The organism is Paenibacillus phyllosphaerae (genome assembly GCF_014192105.1).
Taxonomy (GTDB): Bacteria; Bacillota; Bacilli; order Paenibacillales; family Paenibacillaceae; genus Paenibacillus_Z; species Paenibacillus_Z phyllosphaerae.
Genome location: NZ_JACHXK010000010.1, coordinates 186,750 through 205,462, shown reverse-complemented (window position 1 = coordinate 205,462; position 18,713 = coordinate 186,750). Strand labels below are relative to the sequence as shown.

Annotated in this window: 16 protein-coding genes; all 16 read right to left on the bottom strand. The window is 48.2% G+C overall.

Features of this window, described 5'->3' with window-relative positions; genetic code table 11:
* Positions 1 to 280: 280 nt before the first annotated feature.
* Entirely contained in the window at positions 281 to 817 is a 537-nt protein-coding gene (locus FHS18_RS20745; protein WP_183602142.1) for a hypothetical protein, read from the bottom strand.
* Positions 818 to 944: 127 nt separating this feature from the next.
* A complete protein-coding gene (locus FHS18_RS20740) occupies positions 945 to 1,430 on the bottom strand; it encodes a hypothetical protein (protein ID WP_183602140.1) in 486 nt (161 codons plus the stop codon).
* 45 nt (positions 1,431 to 1,475) lie between these two features.
* A complete protein-coding gene (locus FHS18_RS20735) occupies positions 1,476 to 1,901 on the bottom strand; it encodes a hypothetical protein (RefSeq protein ID WP_183602138.1) in 426 nt (141 codons plus the stop codon).
* Positions 1,898 to 2,044: a hypothetical protein gene (locus tag FHS18_RS20730; RefSeq protein ID WP_183602136.1), complete on the bottom strand. Its 147-nt coding sequence runs from the start codon at positions 2,042 to 2,044 to the stop codon at positions 1,898 to 1,900. Before FHS18_RS20730 ends, FHS18_RS20735 begins: the two co-directional genes overlap by 4 nt.
* Positions 2,045 to 2,047: 3 nt before the next feature.
* Complete coding sequence (locus FHS18_RS20725) at positions 2,048 to 2,197, bottom strand: hypothetical protein (RefSeq protein WP_183602134.1); 150 nt, start codon at positions 2,195 to 2,197, stop codon at positions 2,048 to 2,050.
* 35 nt (positions 2,198 to 2,232) lie between these two features.
* Positions 2,233 to 3,123: a hypothetical protein gene (locus FHS18_RS20720; RefSeq protein ID WP_343060601.1), complete on the bottom strand. Its 891-nt coding sequence runs from the start codon at positions 3,121 to 3,123 to the stop codon at positions 2,233 to 2,235.
* Between the two features lie 15 nt (positions 3,124 to 3,138).
* Positions 3,139 to 4,083, bottom strand: coding sequence for a type II secretion system F family protein (locus FHS18_RS20715; RefSeq protein ID WP_246427798.1), 945 nt, complete (start codon positions 4,081 to 4,083; stop codon positions 3,139 to 3,141).
* Positions 4,080 to 5,468 (bottom strand): ATPase, T2SS/T4P/T4SS family, encoded by a 1,389-nt coding sequence (locus FHS18_RS20710; RefSeq protein WP_183602132.1) that lies wholly within the window; start codon positions 5,466 to 5,468, stop codon positions 4,080 to 4,082. The genes FHS18_RS20715 and FHS18_RS20710 overlap by 4 nt, the downstream gene beginning before the upstream one ends.
* Positions 5,469 to 6,308 (bottom strand): CpaE/TadZ family protein, encoded by an 840-nt coding sequence (locus FHS18_RS20705; protein WP_183602130.1) that lies wholly within the window; start codon positions 6,306 to 6,308, stop codon positions 5,469 to 5,471.
* Positions 6,305 to 7,024 carry a CpaB family protein gene (locus FHS18_RS20700; RefSeq protein WP_183602128.1) on the bottom strand — a complete coding sequence of 240 codons (720 nt, stop codon included), beginning with the start codon at positions 7,022 to 7,024 and terminating at the stop codon, positions 6,305 to 6,307. The genes FHS18_RS20705 and FHS18_RS20700 overlap by 4 nt, the downstream gene beginning before the upstream one ends.
* 237 nt (positions 7,025 to 7,261) lie before the next feature.
* A complete protein-coding gene (locus FHS18_RS20695; protein ID WP_183602126.1) occupies positions 7,262 to 7,867 on the bottom strand; it encodes a TetR family transcriptional regulator in 606 nt (201 codons plus the stop codon).
* A gap of 34 nt (positions 7,868 to 7,901) precedes the next feature.
* Positions 7,902 to 9,056 carry a YhgE/Pip domain-containing protein gene (locus tag FHS18_RS20690; protein WP_183602124.1) on the bottom strand — a complete coding sequence of 385 codons (1,155 nt, stop codon included), beginning with the start codon at positions 9,054 to 9,056 and terminating at the stop codon, positions 7,902 to 7,904.
* Between the two features lie 489 nt (positions 9,057 to 9,545).
* Positions 9,546 to 13,226, bottom strand: a complete 3,681-nt coding sequence (locus FHS18_RS20685) for a YobI family P-loop NTPase (protein WP_183602122.1) — start codon at positions 13,224 to 13,226, stop codon at positions 9,546 to 9,548.
* A 1,802-nt stretch (positions 13,227 to 15,028) separates the two neighbouring features.
* A complete protein-coding gene (locus FHS18_RS20680) occupies positions 15,029 to 16,675 on the bottom strand; it encodes an ABC transporter substrate-binding protein (RefSeq protein WP_183602120.1) in 1,647 nt (548 codons plus the stop codon).
* Between the two features lie 36 nt (positions 16,676 to 16,711).
* Positions 16,712 to 17,608, bottom strand: a complete 897-nt coding sequence (locus tag FHS18_RS20675) for a carbohydrate ABC transporter permease (RefSeq protein WP_183602118.1) — start codon at positions 17,606 to 17,608, stop codon at positions 16,712 to 16,714.
* A 23-nt stretch (positions 17,609 to 17,631) separates the two neighbouring features.
* Positions 17,632 to 18,576: an ABC transporter permease gene (locus tag FHS18_RS20670; RefSeq protein ID WP_183602214.1), complete on the bottom strand. Its 945-nt coding sequence runs from the start codon at positions 18,574 to 18,576 to the stop codon at positions 17,632 to 17,634.
* Positions 18,577 to 18,713: the final 137 nt, after the last annotated feature.

Below are 18,713 nucleotides of genomic sequence, written 5' to 3'. Positions count from 1 at the left end.
GCAGCGGTCGGAATTGGTTGAAGCCACGCTTGATAAACCTTCAAGCACGGATGAGTAACCGGCTAATCCGCCCCAGAGTATTGTCTGCCATCGGAACCGGCTGTGACCCCGAGGCCAAGGATTGGTTCGATGCGGCCAATGCCTTCTACGATGTAGTGAATTAAGCCACCGTCCACTATCTATTGGGCCTATACCAAATCCGCGCGTAAAAAAGCCACGCAGCTCCATCTGCACGGCCTCCTTCATCCCTAGTTGCGGCCGCCAGATCCCACAGCTTCCCTTACTCCAGCACGATCGTCGTCTTCACCGTCTCCCGCTTCATTTTCAGCTCGATCTGTTCCCGGTTCAGCGGCAAAGCAACCGTCACCTCGTAGGCACCCGTTTCTGCAGGCACAAGCTTGTTCCCCTTCCATTGCTCTGGGAGAAACTCAATTTCGCCTTCCGCCGCCTTGCCCGGTTCAAGGATCGAAGTCACTTCGTCCGACGTGCATATTTGGGATGGATTCGTCAGCTGCGTACCGGACTGCTCGTGGGCGATGTTCACGTCCGCATGACGGGGACAGCTGGAACTGCCGGACACATAGCTAAGCTTCTCGGATCCGAGGTTCGTTATCTTCGTCCGCACGATAATCTTGTCATCGAGACCGAAGCGGTCTTGATCCAGATGCACTTCATACGCCAAATCGCCAATCGTCTCTTGAATCGCTATCGGTGCAGCTTCTTCGCGCTGATCCGGCCCTTCCCCAACGATGAAGTAAGCCGCGATGCCGATTACAATGACTGCTGCTATTGCGCCAATCACCCACAGCCTTTTCACCCGAACACCTCCTTCGCTCTAGTGTCACGATACCCTTCTCAGCAAGGATGTAACCATGACGACACTCGAGGACTGGATGTTGCAAAAAATAAACAGCCGCGCAGCTCATCTGCACGGCTCACCTCTCTTATCCCCCAACTAGCTCCGCCGTTCCTTTGATCGTCCACTCGATTGGCGGCAGAACCGAGAACACGCGCGGGTACTTCAATCCGATAATGACGACCACGCCGGGCTTATCGAGCGTCACCTCGTAGTCGTACAGATTGTTGCGATACAAATACGGAAACGACACACCGTCGTTGATGACATCCACGGCCAGCAGCTCTACGCCCTCCTGAAAATAACTGCCCGGCAGCGGATCGCCGTTCTCGTCGAGTTCCATATTCTGCTGCAGGTAATGGACGGCAGCCTCGGCGGCGGCCTCTTCCTCGATGTAAAGATGGCCCTCGGCGAGCTGCGCCGGGTCCAGCTGTTGGGCAGCGGCGTGCGCAGCCCGGTTCACGGCATGCTTGCCTTGATAGAGCGCATGCATCGCCATCTCTTCATCGGTCTGGAGGGCGTGCATGACCATCCACACGACGGACATGAGCATGATCCATAATAGCTTGTACATGCAGCGCCCTCCTTCCCTGAAATCACGGCCTCATGCAGCTTTCAACTAAGGCACGTATTCGCTCATCTTCAGCCCCCGCGCGCTAATCCGCATGTCATCCGGCGGCGGTGTCAGGCCGATGAGCCGGTCGATCTCGAACAACCCTTCGACCGGGTAGCTCAATCGAAGCCCGAGCCCGACACCACGCGGAAGCGGCTGCGTGCGATCCGTTCCGATCTCCCCGCTCGTGGATGACACCTCATACTTCAGCTGATCGGGCTGTAGCCCATATTCCGCCAGACGCTGCTGCGAAGCGGTAATCATATCAGCGTCGATGTAGCCATAGGTGCCGCTCGCGCCTACCTCGAGCAAATAATCGACTTCTTGCTGCAGAACAGCTTGACGCACAATCAATACATGTTTGTACACCGGTGCGAACATCATCCAGCACATGGTAGCGGCAAACAGAACAAACGCCAGGATTGCCTTCATGGGCTCAGCCTCTCGATCGTATCGCTCATCTTGTTGCCTGATTGCTCCAGCTGTTCATGCATGCCCGTTTCCCCGCCCGTAATGGACGCGTACATGGTGATCACGACGATAATGAGCAGCAGCGATACGAGAATGGAACGCATCGGCTACGGATTAATCGCGCCGATCTTCGTATTGGCCGCATTGCCCTGCGTTTCAATCTGCGCCTGCGTCCCTGTCGAATCCTTCGAGATGATTTCGTTAAACAACAGCACCACCACTACAATCATCATGACCGTCATAAGAATATTACGCATCGTGAATAACCTCCAATAGTTTAATGTTTATCTCGTTAATTAAGCGATTCGAACAGTTTCTGCCCTTCCCTGACCCAGGGATAAATGAACACTTGAAACGTGTACATAATCGGCAGCCCGGCCAGCACGAACAGCACATACGAGGACGATTCCTTCCGGCTTTCCTTGGCCAGCTCCAGCTTTTCCTTATAATCCTTAATCCGCTCGCGCAGCAGCTCATAATACTGCTCGCTGTCATGCAGCCGCAGCGAATCGATCGTCTCCGCAAAGCTGAGTCCTTCTTCGGTGCCGAGCCGCAGCTTGAACCGGCGAATCGCCCCTTCCGCATCGTGATACCATTCACCCAGCAGCAGTTGCAGATCGGAACGCATCACCTTCGCGTAAGGCAGACAGCGCATGAGCTTCGTGTGGATATGAAGCGAGGACCCGGCCAGATAAAGCAACTGATTGCTGACCACGTATATTTCCTTCGTCATTCGCTCGGCACGCGCGCGGCGGAACATCCCAAGCAAGCTTTGGTCCCACAGCAGCGTTAGCGTAATGCCCGCGAGCAGTAGCGGAGCGAGGAAGGATGGCACCGCCTGAATCGGGAGCTGCATGAGCCCGTAAGCGGCAAGCGCCCACAGCGGGAGCAGCGTAAAATAAAGCTGGCGAAGCAGCACATACCAGCCGGCATCCCACGTAAAGCCGCAGCCGGCAAGCAGCCGCTCCCGCTCCAAATAAACGGGGGCTGATCTGCTGACCCGCGCGAGCTTCAGCCATTCCTCCGGCACCTGACGAGTCCGCAGCCGAGCGGCCATCAGGTGCATGAACCTCGGCTTGCGTTCGAGCATCGCGCACCCGAGGAAGAACGCGGCGATGAAGCCCAGCGCATATTGTCCGGCCAAAGCGGTCCACATCACGATCTGGGCAGTAGCGTCCGACACGGCTGTCACCTGCCTTTACATTTTTTTGCGCGAGAGCCACAGACCCATCAGGAACGAAACAAAGATAAGCGCGACCGCGTTCAGAATCAGTTCTCTGCCTTGCGGGTCCACGACGTAATACAGGTAGCTGCTGGCCCGGTTATAGCGAAAGTTGATGAACAGGAACAATCCGAGGAACAGGATCGGCGTAAAGTTCGCGATCCGGATCTCGAGCAGCTTGTTGCGCTCCTGCTGGTTCGCTCTGCGCGCCCTTCGCATATCGTGGATAAGCTCCTTCAAGCTGTCGGTGATCGGGTAGCCTTCAGCGAGGCCTGCGCGCAGAATATTGACGAAGTAATCCGCCCAGATATGACCGGAGGAAGCGGCGAAAATACGGAGGCTTGCCTCGTCATCCCCACGGACGGACAAATTGCGGTACAGCTGCTCGAACACGGATTGCATCAGTCCCAGCAATCGCTTCTCATCCACGGTCCGCTGCAGGGCGGTACGGATTTGCCGCCCGCCATTCATTAGGCAGCATTGGTAGAACAGCTCCACCGCCGGGAGAAAATCGATACGCGTCTGCATCCGCCGCCGCATCAGCAGCATCCATAAGACGACGTAAGGCAGTCCGGTCAGCATTGCGCCCAGCATGAGCGTCCCCTTCAGATTGTGGAACAAGATGACGCCAAGCGTCGTGCCTGTCAGGAAGAGCAAGCCGGTCGCCGCAAGAACCGTATCGGGCGCAATCGGCAGCTCGACCGCTTCGATCAGTTCGGCTAGATGGCGGTATGGCCGCTCGAAACGCTGCAGCCAGCGTGTAAGGCGCGACCGCAGACGATTATCCTGACGGTAGCTTAACCGCGATTGCCGAATTTGCCGGGTCGACCAGATGCGCAGCAAGAGCAGCTGCAGGATGAACAACGTAACGAACAGCGCGCCCAGTAACAGCCACATCGGCTGAAATGCGAATCCGCTCAAGCGAGTTCCTCCTCCAAGGTGGAAGGATATCGTGCGCCGGAAGCCCCGATTCGTGACCATGCCTTCTCCGAAGGCCGATGCGGATACACCCATCCGCCGCTTGCCTCGTCGTATCTAGCCCAATCCTGCACCGTAACCGTGCCGTCCGACCAACTGAGCTCGGCAAGGCGGACAAGTTTTCTCGTCCCGCTTACGATCCGCATCTCTATCCCGATCTGCGTCACATATTCCGCGATCCGCTTGGCCAGCCGATCCGGATTCATCGCCCGCCCATCCTGCATGCACATATCCGTTATCGCTTCCGGCACGTCCTCGAGCGCATTCGCGTGCACGGTCGTCATACTGCCTTGATGGCCGCGCGTGCAGGCCCGGACATAGATATTGGCATCGTCATCCCGAATCTCGGCATGAATGATTCGTTCCGGCGATTGGCGCAGCGCCAGCTTGAACGCCTGATTCGCGCCATGGAGCGCATCCTCATCGTCCGTCTCGTACTCCACTGCATTCTTCAGGGGAAAATCCCGCCGCAGCATCAGCTCGTGACGGCTCTCAATCGTAATGAGCCGCTCCTCATCCGGCAGCTCGTTGATGAGCGCCTTCATCAGATGCGTCTTGCCCGAGTTCGTCGGTCCGATCAACACCAGGTTGAAACGCGCTTGCAGAACCACCGCCAAGAGTTGCCTTAACTTCTCGCTAATCGTTCCATAGGCCGGGCTAGCCAACGCCGCCAGGTCAAACCGTCTTACCGTGTAAAATCGCAGCGTCAGCGTCGGCTGCGACGTAAAGCCGAATCCGGTCATCGTTACCCGAGTCCCGTCGCGGAGCATGACTTCCGCCCATCGCTTGCGCGGGTTGATCCGGTCGTTGTTGTAAAGCACCAGATTCTGCTGAATCCGCTCAACCTCGCGTTCGGAGTCAAAAGCGTAAGCCGAGCGTCTGCTCGTGCCTCCCCGCACCTCATAAATTTGCGTTCCGACGACCTGAATCTCCTCGAGTCCCTCCCGCTGTTGCAGGACAAGCTCCAGCACGCTCATTCCGATTACCTCGGCGAACAGCGCCTCAGCCAGCGATCCGTAAGAATGGTTGTATCCGGCAACATCATGGATACGTTGGCGCAGCAGTCGGTCGGATATGATCGCCAGCAGTTGCTCGCGCTCTTCGGCGTAGCCCAGAACAGCCCGGTTCAACCGCTCGTTGTAATTGCGCCTTTCTTCCTCCGTATCGCCTCTTGGCATCGCCAGATAACCCCGTATATCTTCCGCCAGCCTGGCAAAATCGCGCTGCGCTTCCTCCAGCTGACCCGATCCTGCACGCTCTTCGGCATGTTCCATACGCAGCTGCGCCGAGAATGCGGTCGGCGAGAACCTCTCCTTGCGCTTATCCATCTAGGAACTCTTCCCGCCGCGATGGGCAACCAGCCGTTTGTACCAAGGCTGTACCGCCATGACGGGCCGGATCGCCAAGCTGCGCCGCTGCACGATCGCTCTTGCCGTCTCGCTCATCGCCTGCTGCCCTTCTTCATCATGAGCCAGCCATTCATCGATCGTGCCGCTGTCCAGCTGAGACAGCATGCTTTCCGTTAATTTGATCTCGCCCATGTAGGGCACCCCCATCTCTTTGCATATATCTTTGGCCGGATATCCTCGGCTGCGTCCCGGCTGCCCAATTATTAAAGCCTCGTAGCTGCTCGGAATTTCGAACAGCGGTGACAGCTGCTTCATCCAACGTTGCGCGTCCTCCTGAAAGTGCGACAGCGCCGGGGTTGTCGCCAAGATGCGCAGATCGGCTTGACGCAGCGCGCAGACGGTCGCGGCATTGTCCCAGTAAGCGCCCACGTCTGCAATGACAACATCATAAAGCCGCATCGCCGTCTCCAGCAGATGCTCGATTTCGTCCGGCTGGTAGAACTCCGCCTGATCGCGCAACGTATTGCCGAACAGTACGTACAGAGGTACGCCGCTTCGGATCTGCACCATCGCTTGCGACAGCTTCGCAGGCTCGAGCGTAGCGGTATGGAGCTCTGGCCGCAGATCATCTAGCGTCACGGTCGGGCGATCGACGCCGAGGAAGCGGTGAATCTTCGCGCTCTTCAAGTTCAAGCACAGAAATCCGACCCGCCCCCTGCTCATCTCCGCGATCCGGTAGGCCGCCGCAAAGGCCGATACGGTCGTACCGATGTTCGGCGTCGTGCCGACGAAGGCAATAAGCGATGCGCCCGCGCTCACGGCGAACTCTCCGTCTCTCCTACATCGAGCGACGCAGGGGAATACGCGATGACCAGCTTGTTCTCGCCGCTCTTGCACAGCGTGTCCAGCTCCAGCCACTGCGCCTCGGTCAGGTTGAGATTGATCGTATCGATCATGCCGTTCGCATTGCGCCGGGAGGCATACATGCTTTCCTTATCGCCACTGGCCATCGAGAGCAGATTCGGGTTCTCCGGATCATCGATCTCCACATTCGCCGAGCTCTTCACGGAAGCGACGACCGCGGGCGCCTCGAACAGTCGCGATGAAGACGCGTTCGGACCGGAGACGTATACGATTACCTTGTCGCCGGCGCGTATGCCGCTCGAGATCGACAGCACATAATCCTTGGGGATTTGGAAGGTGGACTGCGTCCGATCCGGCTGAAGCCGATAGCGGTCCATTTTCCACGCGAGCAACGGCTCGTCCTGTCCGAGCGGGATGACCGCTTCCAGTCCGACGGCATCGCCCGCATTCATTAGCATACCGGTCATATACGATCCGCGTGCGATTCGCTTGTAATCCAGCATATCGGCCGTGATCCGCTCCCCCGCCGAGACGAACCGATTCGGCACCAAGATCGTCACCGTCTCCTGGAATCGCACTTGCCTCAACTGCAGCACATAGATGCCGTAGACGAGCATGGCAGACAGCAGTGCTGCCGTTAGCCCAATTACGATATTCCGCTTTCTGTTCATCGCCTCTTCCTTCCTAGAAACAGACAGCCCCGGTTAACCCAAGGCGAACCGGCTATCGCCGTCTTGCATGGCGAAGGCGCGTTTCACTCCGGAGAAACAAAAAAAGAACGCAGCCGGGCATATTGCCCATGCATGCGTTCTTCGCATAACCGATCACTATATCTGCTGTCTTATAATTGAGTTTATCATAGCAGACAAAAAGTATTGTGTCTATATAGGAATAGCAACTTTTGTCACTTATTGGCTGATGATGTCGGTATTCGCTTGCAGGCCCCGCATCACAAAATCTACGCTATCTTCAATCGCTGCCTCCTGATCATTCGAATCGCCAATCAGGATCGGCAAAAAATAATTCCGCTGCTTGTGGAACAGGACGTTCCCGAGGACGGTCATCATCGTATGGTCCAGCGAGCGGAAATGAAAGACGCCGTCCTCCCGCCCCTGCCGGAGCAGCTCCCGCAGCTTGATCCAGATCGGAAACGCGTTCCTGCGAATAATATCGATGCGGGGAGAATTGAGCGCAATCTCCTGATTAAGCAAGACGACGAGCTCCGGTTCCGTGGTATGGAACCGCATGACTTCCCTGACCAGTTCCTTGACTCCGTTAATCGGGTCCACCTGGCGGTCCACAAACTCCATGATGAGCGCCTTTGGAAAAAAGGTATCGAACAATGCCTGAAACATGTTCTCCTTGCCACCGAAATAATACGAGACAAGGGCGACGTTCGCCCCGGCCTCTTCGCATATTTGCCGGACGCTGGTGCCGTCATAGCCTTGTCTGGCGAACAAGCGCTTGGCCGCGACCAGCAGCCTCATTCTTACATCCGAATCTTCCGCTCGCACTGGCTTGTATACGCCTCCTTCTTTGTTCGAGAACCTAAGCGACCTGAGCCGTTCCTTGCGGCGCTTTCGGCTTCCGAAGGGCAACCGCACCTGCGCCAAGCACGATCGCTACCGCGAATATGATCAGCAAACCGGCAACGGCACCGCTGACGCCCGGTCCGCCGAACAGCAGATCCATCATCCCTTCCACCGCATAGGTAGCGGGGAGGTACGCGCTGATACCGTGATAGAAGTCCGGCAGCAGCTCACGCGGCAGCATGGCGCCCGAAGAAACGAGCTGCACGGAGAGCATGATGATGTTCAGCAGCATGCCTCCCAGACCTAGCAAAAGCAAGAACAGCTGCGCCGTGAACATGAACGCGAGCAGGAACAGCGCCTGGAAGCCCCACATCGCGAGGAATCCATGTTCCGCCTGACCCCCGAGCATGAGGACGAACGACGAACCGACCAGCGAGATGAAGACGGCAGCCACGATGCTGATGATGCTGCGCGCACCGAACCGCTGCCAACGATTGAACCGGCTTGCGAGCGCCATCGACGAGTTCTCCATGTTCATGGCAAGCAGCATCGAGCCGACGTAAGAAGCGAGCACGAGCATCATCGGCACCATCTGATTGTTCTGGCCCTCCACGACGTTGGAGTAGTTAAACTCGCTCGTCACCCGCTCCGACAATGCGGCCGCGGCGCCTTGCGCTTGCTCCGCCGGCAGATTCGCTTGCGTCAGAACCGCCTGAACGCCTTGCATGACCGCCTGTTTGTTCACGTTAGCCGTAATTTGCGCCGCCATGGCATTCATTACGGACTTGATCATTTGCGCATTCGATTCGTTAATGCTGTACGTCAGCTTCGCCGTGCCATCCTGAGCGGCAACCGTTTGGCTGAAGTCCGCCGGGATCGTGACGACCATCTGAAGCTCGCGGTCATTCAGCATCGTCAGCGCCTCATCCTGCGCCTCCACCTGCACCGTCTGAACCGGCAGCGACTTGCCCAATTGCTCGGCGATTACAGGACCCATCTGCGTATCGAGCGCAACGATGCCGACCTTCAGCTCCTTCAGCCGTTCCGTATCCGATACCCCATTATAACCTGTCATCCAAATGACCGAGAAGATCACCTGGAACATTAACGCCGTTACGATGCCGACAATGGTAGTCGGCTTCTTGAGAAATGCTTGAATTGCTTCTTTCATCTCTTTCTCCACTCCTGTTAAACATTTGTTTTAAATGATTGTTTAACAATACTCTCTGTTGGCTCTCCTGTCAAACATTAAGCGGCGGCGGCGGGACCGAGGACAATAGTACAACGACAAGAAACTACCCTCTTTAGCGACAAGAAAATACCATTAACGCTCAAAGAAGTGTTTTTCACGACAAGAAAATACCTACAAATGTGTGCTGTGTTCATTTTTTGCGACAAGATAATAACCACTAATTGTGCTGTCCATTTCTCATCACTTTTTTGTTAGCATAAAATCGTCTTCTCCTTGAGTATCCTTTCTGCTGACCGGCTTCTCGATTCCGAAGATAGGCGAAGCGTTCGGCGACCGCGACCACAGGACGGTTTTCCATGCGCCCATGAGAAAATATCGCAGCTGCCGATATAAGAAATGACCATATAAAATAAGCGTGAACGCCAACATTGAGACGTCACGCTGAAGAAATTTAGAACATCGATATCCCTAACCGTTCATCCTTTGTTTTGTATTAACGCGCAACCCACCTTTATCCTCTTTCCACGAGGAGATTATATCTTTTTTAATAAGAATCTCCAACAATTCTCGATTGATGTCATTATCCTCAAGTAAAGGCCTTTTTCTTTCTGTTATATCCGAATAAGGCGCTTCCATTCTCGCCAACGTATGTATGATCTCCTCGCTGTCCATAGTATTAATCTGCTTTAAAAGCAACATAGCCTTCTTATTAGTTGAGACTTGGGATTCCAAAATGTAATTGAAAATACTCATTGTGAGTCCCTTGTTATGCTCTAAAATAATTTTCGATATCATCCCAGCTAGTCTAGGAGAACTCGGAGTATCCTGAAAAGATATTCCCTCAATAATTCTCCATTTCTCATTAACATTGAAATGTGTAGAGCGCAGTAGTTCTACCAAATCGTCCGCACCAAGATCATAAGCTGTCTGGTTGTCTAAGTATTCTCGAGGTTCCTTTTCAATAAGCAGTATATGAAGAGTTTGATCTGGCACCTTTTCCTTTACCTCTGCATAGTTTTCTGGTGACAAAACCAATATCCCACTAGTTACTAGTGTATTAATTCTCTTGTGAGGTAAATGCTCTAGTGAGTATTCATTAAATCTGTGTAAGCTCTTTGATAGTTTAAAAAGAACTTCTTCATTGATACCGATCTCATTAATAAGTAGCACTGTGATATTTTGAAGTGAATTCTCGTCCGTTCCTTCTAACTCTAGTAGCGACGACTTAGATAACTCATCACTATTTTCAGGGTTATTAAAAAATGCAATTGCAGCATTATCAACTACTTCATATTCAGTAAGATAAGTTACCACATTCCCCCAAGTGGGTCTGATTTTATTATTGAGTAAAACAATTGGCCAGATATCTTTAGTTATTACTTCTTCTAAATCTCCCAAAATCAAGACTTGCCTTTTTAATATTTCCTTCTTCAGCGAAACGTTTATTGCATCATTGTTTAGTAACGTTAGGAAAACGTCCTCTTCTTCTTGAATTACATCCTTAGTCAAATAAACATCTGTGATATATGTATTAATGTTGCTATTCACATACTCGATAAGTTCATTACTATTTGAATATAAAATTTGAGAGTAGTTATGAGAGCCTTCCTGAGTAAGACCATGAAATGTCCTTAAAAATAAATCAATCATAAATCGATTTATTTCATAAAGGTTGTTTTTGAAAATATGTCTTAAAATATTAGTCCCATTTAACGGCTCATGAAGTGTTTTGAACTCAACCTGTAAAATAGAAAGAATTTGTTTTATTCTTTCATCTTTAGTTTCATCAATTCCTAATTCAAGAAAATTCGACTTCTCGGCTAGGTAATCTGTCAAGACATTATCTTGATTCAATAGTGGAATGTCATCTAATGAAGCGTAATAAAGAATATCAAGCAAGTACTCTTCTTTCTTATTTTCAGGGTAATTAGAATCACACACCACATACTTCCAAATTAAAGGCCATTCTTTATACAATTCTCTTAAAAACTTTTCTTTGAACGATGTATTCTTCTTAAACAAGTCAATAAACTGAATGGATCTCTCCGTTCCATTAGCTAATTGAGACAGAATAATTTTAAAATATTGTGAACCATTCTCCGAACTGATAATATAGTTGACCAACGAAAGGTTCAATATTTCCGGCTTCTTAAAGTCATTTGCATATAATCGTTCACTAACCTGTGGTAAATTCGTTAATACATAACTGAAAGAGAGTTGTTCTTGATTTTTTACACTCATAATAAATTGCATGTCTTCAAATGATAGGCTTCCTGGATAGAAGTATGTGATATATTGATGATATGTCTCGTCAATATATCCGTTTCTCAATAAGAAAATCAATAATTTCTCGTTTTTTATGTCACCTTCAAAAACATCTTCGAATTGACTATGCTGAATCAATTCCACTAAAGACCATACTTTCACTTCCTCCCTTATTTCTTTTAATTTATCTAGTTCAATTTTTAAATCATTGATTCGATCTTCTATTTTATTTTTTATTGCATTGACGCGATAATAGTAATTAGATCGTGTGTTAAATGCTGTAGCTATATCTTCGATCGTAAAATTATTATTCCATCCTCCATTGCGGTAAACTCTAATATCATTAGCAGTTTCAAGGTTTGAAAAAAAATCAGATACTTCTTGTAAGCTGCTGTAGTTCCTTCTATTAATACTTACCGTTATGCCACCGTTATAACCAAATATCGCCACAGCATAAGCTGCTTGCAGATCTTCGCAGGAGTTAAACTCTTCATTCTCTGCTAAATTGATATCATTTTCGATTTTTTCAATCATATGGTTTAAACTATCAATACGCTTTTGGACAAGTGAATTTTTCTTTTGTAAAACATTGAAAACCATACCTTCATTAAATTGCAACTTTACAAAATCCGACGGATATATATTTTTATATACAATCATAGCCAATAAACTATTTGAATTTAATTTAATACCACCTAAGTTCTTCATATAAAGAATATACTCATTGTGAATATTCTTTAAAATTCTCATGTCATCGATGAAGATAGTTATATCATTAATAAAATCATCTGTAATTCCCATTCCCAAACGATCGTCTTTTCGTAATTTCTCCTTCAAAACTTCACCTGAGTTTGACGAATTAATAATTGGTACTACTGGTACTATGAAATCAAAAAACTTAGTTCTATTTCTGCTTGTCTCCAAACTATCTTCCGTGCCAAACATATCATCTTTTACAGCATATATAAAAGTAACCTTTCTATTTATTTTTTCAGAATTATTAATAAGTGAATTTAATTCACGCAGGTTTTCAAATATCTCTACATTATTGAATCTATCTAGATCTTCAAATATTACAACATTGAATTTAGTAGCTTCAAAAAAGTATAATATTTCATCTATATATCTTGAGAAGATAGAATTATCAGCAGCTACAACTTCTATGTTCTGCAGAGTAATTTTACTCAATCGAAAATTTTTATAAACAACTTTATAAATAAGCAGCAACAATACGAAAATGTATATAACAGAGTAGGAAATTAGAATGCTTTTATACATTTCTTGATCTGCAATTTCCACCTCAAAGATCGTATTGCTTACCAACTTCTTCAAAACACCTGGCTTAAATAATTCAAATACGCTAAATAAAAAGAAGCATAGATAAAATAAATAGTATACAAATGATCTGTCTTTAATATTTCTTATTCTTTTGAATCGAGTATATGGTATTTTTTTATCCTCAACCTTATAGAACATTTGCTGCAAAATACTTTTTTCGATGGAATTGACTGTTTCTTCTGATGTAACTCTCTCAGATTGGGTAGTCAATAATGAGATGTTTAAGAAAGAATATTTATTCAAATTACGCTTTTCAAATGTCTTTAAGAGGCTACTTTTGCCTGATCCGTAGGGCCCAGATAATGCAACATTTCTTATATCCTTACTTTGGATAGACCACTCTAGTGTCTTGGAGTAAATTTTATCTGTATCAACTTTGTCGCTAGGAGTCAGCGCTTCAAATATACTGTCTTCAACTATATTTTTCGATTCTAAATAATTATTAAACCTCTCGAAACTTGCAATCAAGGCAACAATTATTTTTCTGATAAACCTATTCAGTGTAGCACTAATTTTTTTTATACCTTTATTTTGATTAGCTCTCATTAATCCCAGCTACTCCCCTTTACTATATTTATTTGTTCCATTTACCAAACAACCAAACTCCGGAATAAGTTATAAATAACCTGTTAAAATTAGGAGGTTTTTCCGAAAAAATATCTATGTTCATTTTACCTGATACTAGTGTCTTTGGCACAATGAATTATTACATAAATCCTCCTGCGCTAATCAACTTAGTTAATAGCAAACTATTGCTCCTATTATTGATTAATCACTGCTGGTTATGTTTGGAGATCAAATCAACGTAAAAAGAAGGAAGGGAAACCAAGGCACTAAACCAAAGGGGCAGGAGAAGGTGTCTTTAGCTTGAGTCGGTGTCAATGATGAAATAGAATTGTCACTCCTCATTCACCGTAATACAGCTAGCAGCTTAATGCTTAATATAAACATGAACCTCCGGCTGGACTATCATTTATTCACTTCTGTCATCCTCAAACTCATTTAGATACCGCTCATCTCAGATCTTGCACTCTTGGACTCATATAATTTATCTTCTAAAATGATCTTTGACTGCTCGTTTTCATATCAGTGCGTCATATAAGAAGAGAAAGTCGCCCTAAAAACAAAGATCCGCTTATTAAGCGGATCTAATAATATTTTGCCTCTTCTTATCATTCTTGTATTTTTAGTAACTACTTGCACCCTTGGTTCTCGAAGTATTTATCACATGGCAATTTATATTTTGATATTGAACTCTTTAAATCAGTCGAGAATTCTTTATTACGAAACATTTCTTGCCTCTGGATAACATCAAAGTCCTTTGGCCATTTCCAACTTAACACCGGTTCCTTATTATTAAAAGTGTTGAACCAGTTAACGTAATCTTTGAGAAGCATTCGTTCGTTGTCTACATTTACAATTGAGCCATCTGTAGCTATAACAATAATCTTATTATAAGGATATTGTTGAAAAATCTCTGCGCCTTCAAAAACAGTAATTAGATTTACTACACGTCCCACTGTTTTTGCGTCAGGATGAGGATATTTCTCGACGTATTGAGTTCTTCATTTGCTCTAGAACCTTTGACTTTACTTTTTTCGTGTAGTCATCAGAATGGATATTAATGTAGTAATACGTTAATCTCACCTCGCATGTATTATGTATCTCTTATTCGTGATATGCCAAATATATTCTTTTAAGCATCAGATCATTAATGTAATCTGCCCGTTAGCCATCCATGCTCCTGGCGGGGCAGCACAGAGTAATGACAATTTTTATGCGGCGTTTTATACTATTCTTACGGCTGGTGAGGAAGGTCGTTAAGCTATGGTGTCGCGAACCCATCCGTTAGTCTGACTCCAACGATCACGGTGCACCACGGTTTGTCGCTCCTTTTTAGGAAGCACGCGGGGTAGAGTAATCCTTTTCTGGTTGTTGCACCAGTCCTCAATTTATTTGCCGTAGAAAGGTGAGTTGTATGGATATCCTAATCGAGCGCGCTTGCGGTTTGGATGTTCACAAGAAGTCCATTACCGCATGCGTCATGACTCCCGAAGGAATGGAAAGTACGGGCGTTGTTTTATGGAGCCGAATTCCCTTTGCGCAGTGGCTAAATTCATGTATATAAAGTTGTTTAATCAGAGGCCACAAAAACATCCACTTCCAGCCTCGCCCTCTCCTACTTTCGCCACCGCGATCCCCAGCCCTATACGGGCTTACATAAGAAATAGCTTGCACCCTTGAAGGAGTACAAGCTGAATTGGAATTAGTCTTTTGCGTTAAGTATTGAGCCCCGCATTAACTTCAACCTCACATACATTCGCTCATATGTTTCAGTTTAGGAATTACTAACGAGCGTCATAGGCCTGCTGGATCAGTTCGCTATACTGATCAATTCCCATCTGCTTCAACGTATCGAGATAGACGTTCCATTCTTGCTCCAGATCAGCGTCCCCGATGATGAAGCGCGCTGTCATTTCCTTCTTGTAGTCGGTAATACTCTTCTCCAGACTCACTAATTCTGCTGCCTGCTCGTCGGAGTAAAAAAGCGGTGGCAGCACTTGATCATCCTGCACTTTATAAGGCTCATATTTTTGGGCAGCCTCATAGAGGATAATCTCCAGCGGAATCTCTTCATTGCGCTTCTCTCCGAGACGGAAATCGCTTGGACCATATCGTGGAGCGCGCGTTTGCCAGCCTGTATTATCGCCAGGTTGCTTCTCTTTAAGCTTCTTCCAAATCGCAGGCTTACCGTTAATACCGATGTCACCAGGTTCCGCCCAGTCCCAATAGACTCCCTTAGCCCCTGTATCCGAACGCAACGAGACTTCACCAGCATCCAATAGGCCATCTGCCCAGCGGAAAGCGACTTCAGGATACTTTGATTTATTCGTTATGACAATACTTCCAGACTTGATTCCCTCATAAGGACTCGTCCAGGCGATCCTGGTTCCGTCCGGACCAGCCAGGGGCGGCAGTACGACGTAATCCTTGAAACGCTCCTTACCGTAAGCAATACAGCCATAAAGGCCTCCCGGACATGACCCGACTCTGGCGACGTCCCCGCCCTCGCCCATCTGTCGATATTGTGTATTATCCTGCGTGAATGTCTCTGGTGCGATCAAACCTTCCGAGTACAGCCGGTTCATGTAATCGAGGCCCGCCTTCCACTTCTCCTGCGTGAAGGCCGCTACAACTTTCCCGTTATCCAGCATCATCCCCGTCTGTCCAGTACCTTGAGGATTATAAATAAAGCTGTTCATGAGGAAGCCCTCGATTTCCGTATTCCAACCGCCTACTGCACCGGCAAGAGGAATCTCGTCCGATACGCCGTTGCCGTTCGGGTCCTTCTCCTTGAACGCCTTCAGCACCTCGTAATACTCCTCTGTCGTTTCCGGCATTTTCAACCCAAGCTTATCCAGCCAGACTTTATTGATCCACATCCGCTTGGCATAATTACAATGGAAGCAATCGCCAACATCTGGCAGACTGTAAATATTGCCGTCCGGTGCGGTTATGACCTGTTGGACTAGCGGCTTGTCCTTAAAGATATTCTTCATATTAACGCCGTATTTCTCGATCATCTCGTTTAATGGGAGGAAAGTTCCTGATTTGCCATAGAGCATCTGCGTTGCCGGAGTGATGTCCATGCCGATAATCATATCCGGATAGTTACCACTGGCCAGTGCCAGATTAAGCGTTTCCTCGAAGCCATTTTCTGGAGCGACCTCGAATTCCAGATGAACGTTGGTGTGCTCTTCGTACCACTTCGTAAAATCATTCGTTTCAAAATCGACATCGGCATGTCCCCTAATCAGCACCTTCAGCGTCACCTTGTCCTCGACAATCGGGAACGTTCCCGGCTCCGTCATCGTGACGCTGCTCTCTGCCTCACTGGTTGCCTCTTTTTCCGCGGTATTATCATCCGTACAAGCGGTCAAGACGAGCGAAAAGGTAAGAATTAACGCCATAAACATACTCCATTTGCGCTTCATATGAGCCCTCCCAATATCTCTTTTTGCCGGATCCACTCAACCCTTAAGAGATCCGATCATCATCCCTTTGACAAAATACTTCTGTACGAAAGGGTAAACGACCATTATCGGCAGCGTGGATACTACAATGAGTGAATATTTCAGTAACTCCCGTATGCCCTGCCTTCTGACAAGTTCACCCGCATCACTCATGGCGGAGAAATCCACCTCATTCTGAATCAAAATGTCCCGAAGCACAAGCTGCAGGGGAAACAAGGATTCATCACGAAGATAGATCATCGCATGAAAGTACTGATTCCAATGACCAACAGCATAAAACAGCGCAATGACCGCAATAATCGGTCCTGATAGAGGAAGAACGATGGACCATAGGAACCGGTAATCGTTGCACCCGTCCATTTGGCCAGCCTCCAACAATTCACTGGAAATTGTTGTTTGAAAATACGTTCTTGCAATAATCATATTCCATACCGAAAGTGCGGTCGGGATGATCAGCGCCCAACGTGTATCCAAGAGACCGAGCGCCTTCACAACGAGGTATGTCGGAATTAGACCGCCGCTGAACATCATCGTGAATACAAACAGCAGCATGAAGAAGCCACGCCCGAATAAATCCGTACGGGATAAGGGATATGCTGCCAATAGCGTGACAATAACGTTGATCAGCGTGCCAACGCCCGCATAGTAGAACGAGTTCATAAAACCCGACCAGATCATCTTATTGGCAAAGACCGCCATATAACCGTCCAATGTCGGTTGAACAGGCCATAACCATACCTCGCCTGCTATCACAGCCTCGCTGGAGCTAATTGATGCGCTTACAATGTAAAGGAGTGGATAGATAATGATGATAAGCAGGAGTCCAAGCAACAGATGATTAGCAGCATCGAATACCCGGTCACCTTTACTCTCCCTGATAGCGTTCTTGCTCATACGAGCCTCCTTTCTCTTGCTCATTACCAAAGACTCGTGCCACTCCGCCGGGCAAGACGATTAGCCGTCACAAGTAGAAATAGTGCGATCAAATTCTTGAACAGGCCGATTGCGGCCGCTGCGGAATATTGCGGGACAGCTCCCTTCAGCCCGATGTTAAAGACGTATGTGTCAATAATCTCCGAGGTTCTCAAATTCAACGGATTCTGCATAAGCAGCACCTTCTCGAAGCCGATTTCCATGAAATTACCCATTGCCAGAATAAACATCACGACGATGATCGGCGTGATGCCAGGAATATCCACATGCCACATTCGTTTGAGCTTGGATGCCCCATCCATAACAGCAGCTTCATGAAGCGTCGGATCGACTCCCGATAATGCCGCAAGATAGATAATGGAAGCGAAGCCGACATTCTGCCAGACCCCTGATAATACATAGATCGTCTTGAAATACTCCGGAATCGCCATAAAATGAATCGAATCCATTCCGAACAAGCCGAGCACAATGTTCACCGCTCCGGTTCCCGGCTGCAGCATCTGCATTGTAATACCGACAAGGACGACGACCGAGATAAAGTGGGGCGCATACGTAATCATCTGAATGCTCTTTTTGAAGAAGGCATTTCTGACATAATTCAGACTGAGGGCCAGAATAATCGGCAGTGGAAACCCGACTAGCAGCTCGTATGCTGCCAAAGTCAGTGTATTGCGGAATACCCTTCCGAACTGATACGAATGAAAGAAACGTTCAAAATGAACCAGTCCTACCCACTCGCTCCCCCAAATCCCTCTGGCCGCCACAAAGTTTTTGAAGGCAATCACGGTCCCGTACATTGGCACATACTTAAAAATCATTAGATAAGCTAGTGGCAGTATCAGCAGCGTGTAAAGCTGCCAGCCCTTCATGATCCTTCTCCATGCCTTTACCTTCTTGCTTAATGTCCGTTCTGGGATCAAATGCGCCATCTGCTGTTGCGTATTCAAGCTTCGTTACACCTCCCTTATGATTGGATTGAGCACGATAGAATCACGAACTGCCGGATTTCGCACAGTTCCCCTTGAGAATAGTGAAATCGCTACCAATTATAAAGTTGCAATTTCCA